The organism is Hominiventricola filiformis (assembly GCF_020686965.1).
GTDB classification, from domain to species: Bacteria; Bacillota; Clostridia; order Lachnospirales; family Lachnospiraceae; genus Hominiventricola; species Hominiventricola filiformis.
In genome coordinates, this window is record NZ_JAJEPS010000039.1 from 1 (window position 1) to 5,548 (window position 5,548).

The window sequence follows — 5,548 nt, forward strand, 5'->3', positions numbered from 1 at the left end:
CGGCTCCGGCTCGAAGCTGGGGCGTGAGTATCCTGTGAGGGCGTTCCGGCTCGGCGGGCCGGTGGAGCTGGCGTGGCTGCTTGATTATATCCCGGACAGCAACGGGGAACAGCAGCGGCTTGAGGGGCTTATGAGAAAGAGCCGCCTGTCGCTGGCCGAGGCGAAAGAGAAGTACCCGGATTGGTATGAGCGGCGGATCGTCAAGAAGGAGCGGCGGGGCCGATGGACGGTTAAGCGTGACCTTTACGACTGGTGGCTGCACCGGATCGCCGATGAAATCCGGGTGGGCCATCGTTTCTATGGCATTATGACGCTGGCGATTTATGCGAAAAAATGCGGGATAGACGAGGACGAGCTGCGCCGGGACGCTTTCGCGCTGCTCCGGCCCTACGATGATATGAGCGTGGAGGATATAAACCGCTTTACAAAAGATGATGTGGTGTGCGCTCTGGAAATGTTCAATGAGGACTATGTGACATTCCCCAGGGACGATATAGCGAAGCTCTCCGGCCTGACTATGCCTGTCAATAAGCGTAATTTTCAAAGACAAGCAGATCATCTTGAAATTGCAAGAGCTATTCGGGATATTAAAGCGAAACAGCAAGGGAAAAAGGATTGGAGAGAAGGGAACGGGCGGCCTAAAGGCAGCGGAACGGCTCAGGTGCGGGTTTATGAATGGCGGCAGCAGTACCCGGAGGGGCGCAAGGCTGACTGTCACCGGGAAACTGGCCTTGATCCGAAAACCGTCCGTAAGTGGTGGGATTGCCCGCCGCCAGCGGTATGCTTTGAAAATGGGCATATAACAGTGCAGGTGTCCCCTTCCCAGGAGTTAAGCGATTGGCTCCTGGACGCGCTGCACAATGGAGGCCAGGAATAAGGCCCAGAAAGGCCCCTGTTACGCTTTAGAAGCCGTTTTCAGCCCTCCGAGGGTAAATATACCGGCCCCCTCTCTACCGCGCCCGGAAAGCCGCATAAATCAAGGCTTTTTTGCCACCTAAATGCGTACATACCAGGGCAGAAGTTTAAGAGCCAGGGCTTGGGGAAACGGGCAGGAAAATGTATTGACATTGTAAATAAAAAATTATACAATGTATATAATAAGAGTGAAAGGAGTTGCTATCTATGGCGAATACAAATATTAACATTCGTATGGACGCAGATTTGAAGCGGCAGTTTGAGGCGTTCTGTGCTGATATGGGAATGACGATGACAACGGCGTTCAATGTTTTTGCTCGTAAGGCGGTGAGAGAGTATAGAATACCCTTTGAAATCAGCGGCGATGTGCCGAACGCAGAAACCGTCGAAGCAATCCAGGAAGTAAAGAGAATGAAGGCCGATCCGAGCCTCGGCAAGACCTATTCCAATGTCGATCAGATGATGGAGGAGCTGCTTGCCGATGTATAACATAAGACCAACCACAAAGTTTCAGAAGGATTTGAAGCGTGTGAAAAAGCGCGGCTTTGATATTTCTTTGCTGACCGATATTATTAAAAAGCTGGCTGCGGGGGAGCCGTTGCCGGAGAAGAACAGGGATCACCAGCTTTCCGGGGACTATGCGGGGTGTCGTGAGTGCCACATTACGCCGGATTGGTTGCTGATCTACGAAGTGGACGGGGACGAGCTGATTTTATATCTTACCCGGACGGGATCGCATAGCGACTTATTTTAGGGGAAGGAGGAAAGGTCTATGAGCTGGGCTAAAGAGAGGATCGCGCAGATACAGCTTCCCGATCCGGCAGACGATGATCCGCACCCTCGTCTGCTCTTGGAAGGGCGCGGCATACACGCAGGAGAGGGATTTACAGCTCTGTTTCCAGATGGCTGGCACGAGATTACCCTTGAAGTAGCCTGGGAGCCGACAGGCCCTGCTTGCTGGTACATATCTACGCCTGGGTTTAAGGGTGTGTGTCCTGTGGGCCTGTTCGTGAAAGTATGAAAACGATACGGCAGATAGCCGACGAGATAGGGGTATCAAAGCAGGCGGTCTATAAGCGATACAAAGGCAAGCTGCATACGGTTTGCGCTCCGTATACGCATACGGAGCAGGGGGTATTGTATCTATCGGAGCAGGCTGAAACCCTGATAAAACAAGATTTTTTGAAAGATGACCGCTCCAATGGAGCGCATACGGATACGCATACGGAGCGCTCCATTGGAGCGGTGCCGGAGCAGTCGCAAGAGGCCGGAGTGGTAGCAGTTTTGCAGGCCACCATCGACACGCTGCAGGGGCAGCTTGAAGTGAAAGACCGGCAGATTGAGGAACTAAACGCAAGGCTGGCAGAGGTCAGCGCGGCGCTGCTTGCCGCCCAGCAGACAGCAGCGGCGGCCCAGGCCCTTCACGCGGGGACAATCCAGCAGCAGCTTCTTACCGGGGAGGCCGGAGCGGATCAGCAGGGCCAGGAGCCGGAGCAAAAGCGCGGGTGGTTTAGTAAACTGTTTGGAAAGTAGAAAGCAACTTAAAGTTGCTCAATAATTGATGGTAGCAACCAAGAAGTTATTGCTAAAATGATGATCAGAAAGGAGGAACAAATATGAGTATAGCGGCACCAATGCTGGTTATTTCTTTGATCATCTATGCAGGTCTTTTCGGGCTATTTATCTATCTGGTTATCTTAATTATTCGAGCTTTGAAGAAATATATTAGGTCTAAAGATGTAAGAGCTGAAAAGAGCGTCCTTAAGCAAAATTTAGGTGAAGTATTGAAAGACTTGCGGACTAAAAATAAGATGACCCAAGAATTTGTAGCAGAAACAATAGGGGTTAGTCGGCAAGCAGTATCTAAGTGGGAAAGCGGAGAATGTGATCCGAGTACCTCTAATTTGATTGCGCTGGCAAAGTTGTACAGAACGACGGTTGAGGAAATTTTGCAGAACATAAAGCAGTAATTTGACAGTGTGGCCGAAGCCCCAGCCGGAGCCGCCCGAAAGCAGCGGGAAACCGTAGCGGTTGGCAGCTCCGGCAATCCCCCGCGGGAGCGCGCAAAAGCACTTTCATACTGCCAGCCCCAAAGGGGCGGCGGTGTGAAAGTGCTTTTGCGTTACTTTCTCACAAGAAAGTAACAAAGAGGTTGTGGCCTGCGGCCAGTTATGGTAAAATAGGAATAGTAAGATATGGGCTTTTTGCAGGAAAGGGACGGGTGATTTTATAGGTACAACCATTTCGGGAATGACGGGCCGGGGAAGCATCCGGCACAACAACAGGAGCTTTTCAGCGGCGAATGTAGACCGGAGCAGGTCGGGGCAGAATGTCACCTTTTGCAACGAGGATTTGAAAAAGGTGTACCACGAACTTTTCGATGAAGCCCTGGCTGCCTACAATGCCAAAAAGAAAAAGACCAGGGACAAGATACCAGACTACTATGAGCATATCCGGCAGAGCAAGCAGGAAAAGCTATTTCATGAGGCTATCTTCCAGATCGGCAACTTGATAGACTGCGGGTGCGGCTCCCCTGGAGGGGAACGGGCGGCGGCAGCTCTCAAAGAGTTTGCAGAGTCCTTCCAGGAGCGCAATCCTCATCTGCGGGTGTTCAATATGGTGCTGCACATGGACGAGGCCACGCCCCACCTCCATGTGGACTTCGTGCCGGTGGCAACGGAGCAGAGCCGGGGCCTTTCGACGCGGGTATCAATGAAACAAGCGTTAAAGCAGCAGGGATTTGAAGGGATGGGCCGGAAGCAGACGGAATGGAAAGCCTGGATGGAACGGGAGAAAGAAGCCCTAACGGAAATCGCCCAGGCGCACGAGTTTGAGATTATCAGCTTAGGCGGTGGTCGGCCTCATATGGAGCTGCCAGAGTACAGAGCAGCGGCCCAACGGCTTGAAGCTATCCAGGAACAGGTGACAGCGGCAGAGCAGGAGATCGCGGCCCTGGAAAAGCAGAGAAAGGCCCTGCAAGGGAATGTGAAGCTGCTGAAAGCGGTTGAGAAGGTCAAGCCCGATCTGGACGCAATACAGCCGGAAAAGACGCTGACAGGGGCCGTCAAGGGCGTGACGGTGGAGCAGGTGAAGGAGCTGAAGGCGGCGGTGATCCGGGGCGCGGCGGCAGAGCAGAAGGTGCGGGAGCTGAAGGTAGAAAACCAACAGCTTCAGCAGAAAATCCCCTCGACGAAAGAAAAGCTGAAGGAGGCCCAGGAGCGGCAGCGGCTTGAAAATGAAAACCGGCAGCTCAAAGTGCAGGTGGAATACCTGGAAGAAGATTTGAGCCGGGAGCGCGGGTTTTCGGCGCGGCTTCAGGAAGGGATCGGGGCGGTGCTGGATTTCCTGGATCGGCACTTGCCAGAGCAGTTCCGGCCCCTGGTCGAAAAGGCGCGTGAGCTACTACCTGTGCCAGAGGTGCAGCAGCCGGAAAGAGAGCAGGAACGGGGCCATACCTGGGGTGGTATGGAGCTGTAAAAGAAGCCTGTCAGGGGGCCTTGCAAGAGCCGCCCGGACAGGCTATAATAACAGTAAAAATAGGGAATAAAATATATTGATAATATATGCCCCCCTATGGGGTATGGGAGATGGCAGGGAGTTAGTGGGTTGTAAAATAGGGAATAAAATATATTGATAATATATGCCCCCCTATGGCCTTTAGGCCAGGGAGAAAAATAATAAAATATTCTCTCTCGGACAGGGAGAAAGTCGGAGGGGGTTATGGGGGTGAGCGGCGGGGTGTGGGAATGTGGTAAACCTGAAAGGTTTTCCATCATTTCCATGCCCCAGAGCGAGGGGGAAAAGGGGGAGGTGACTTTCTCTTTAAGGCCCCTTTGGGGCCGCTCTTTGGCTCCCCCTTTTCCCCCTGTGGGTTTGCAGAATGTACGAAAAGAGGTGTAAGGAATGGCGGATCAGCAAGAAGCTCTGGAACGGCTGCGGGAACTTTACAGGGAAAAGAACGAGCATTTAGAGAAGTTTTTGGAGCCGGTGGAGCCGTATGAGTTTTATCGTGAGATCTTCCCGGAAGGATCTTTCGAGAGGAAGGGTCATTTTGAGGACAGGAAGGGAAATGGAATTGCGGTGACGGTGCCGAAAGGTGAGGTTGACAAGGCAACGGGGATTGCCTTGCAGATCGAGGGGGACGGTAAAGCGAAACGCTGTACCATCACTGACGAGCTGGACGAGCTGCGGGAGCTGCAAGACACCGATTTTACGATTATGTCCCCGATTTCTTATTTTGGGCGGCGGCGGTGTGGCAAAAATGCCCGGTATCTCTATGCTCTGGTCTTTGACCTGGACGGGGTGGGTATGCCTCAGCTCCGGGACACGCTGCACCAGATGAATAAGGATATTTTGCCCCAGGCAACCTTTGTTGTAAACAGCGGGACAGGGCTTCACCTGTATTATGTGCTGAAAGAGCCGGTGCCTATGTACCCGTACAACCAGAAATGCTTGAAAGAGCTGAAATATTCCCTTACCCGGCAGATTTGGAATAAGTTTACCTCCACTATCAAGGAGCCGCAAATGCAGGGGATTTTGCAGGGCTTTCGGGTGGTCGGCTCCGGCTCGAAGCTGGGGCGTGAGTATCCTGTGAGGGCGTTCCGGCTCGGCGGGCCGGTGGAGCTGGCGTGGC

At 53.0% G+C, this 5,548-nt stretch carries 5 protein-coding genes and 2 pseudogenes; all 7 read left to right on the forward strand.

Annotation, left to right across the window (positions count from 1 at the left end):
• Nucleotides 1-877: pseudogene (locus tag LKD36_RS17205) on the forward strand (hypothetical protein); the annotation flags it as partial.
• A 245-nt stretch (nt 878-1,122) separates the two neighbouring features.
• Nucleotides 1,123-1,404, forward strand: coding sequence for a type II toxin-antitoxin system RelB/DinJ family antitoxin (locus tag LKD36_RS17210; protein WP_087295645.1), 282 nt, complete (start codon nt 1,123-1,125; stop codon nt 1,402-1,404).
• Entirely contained in the window at nt 1,397-1,669 is a 273-nt protein-coding gene (locus tag LKD36_RS17215; protein ID WP_066859802.1) for a type II toxin-antitoxin system YafQ family toxin, read from the forward strand. Before LKD36_RS17210 ends, LKD36_RS17215 begins: the two co-directional genes overlap by 8 nt.
• Before the next feature lie 263 nt (nt 1,670-1,932).
• Nucleotides 1,933-2,448: a hypothetical protein gene (locus tag LKD36_RS17220; RefSeq protein WP_117515913.1), complete on the forward strand. Its 516-nt coding sequence runs from the start codon at nt 1,933-1,935 to the stop codon at nt 2,446-2,448.
• An 83-nt stretch (nt 2,449-2,531) separates the two neighbouring features.
• Entirely contained in the window at nt 2,532-2,885 is a 354-nt protein-coding gene (locus tag LKD36_RS17225) for a helix-turn-helix transcriptional regulator (protein WP_117515911.1), read from the forward strand.
• Nucleotides 2,886-3,165: 280 nt separating this feature from the next.
• Nucleotides 3,166-4,392: a plasmid recombination protein gene (locus LKD36_RS17230; RefSeq protein WP_177592980.1), complete on the forward strand. Its 1,227-nt coding sequence runs from the start codon at nt 3,166-3,168 to the stop codon at nt 4,390-4,392.
• A gap of 426 nt (nt 4,393-4,818) precedes the next feature.
• Nucleotides 4,819-5,548, forward strand: a pseudogene (locus LKD36_RS17235) (hypothetical protein); the annotation flags it as partial.

What these genes read in the sequence shown, in the direction of transcription:
- LKD36_RS17210 (WP_087295645.1), top strand. Translation starts at nt 1,123, where the DNA reads ATGGCGAATACAAATATTAACATTCGTATGGACGCAGATTTGAAGCGG.
- LKD36_RS17215 (WP_066859802.1), top strand. Translation starts at nt 1,397, where the DNA reads ATGTATAACATAAGACCAACCACAAAGTTTCAGAAGGATTTGAAGCGT.
- LKD36_RS17220 (WP_117515913.1), top strand. Translation starts at nt 1,933, where the DNA reads ATGAAAACGATACGGCAGATAGCCGACGAGATAGGGGTATCAAAGCAG.
- LKD36_RS17225 (WP_117515911.1), top strand. Translation starts at nt 2,532, where the DNA reads ATGAGTATAGCGGCACCAATGCTGGTTATTTCTTTGATCATCTATGCA.
- LKD36_RS17230 (WP_177592980.1), top strand. Translation starts at nt 3,166, where the DNA reads ATGACGGGCCGGGGAAGCATCCGGCACAACAACAGGAGCTTTTCAGCG.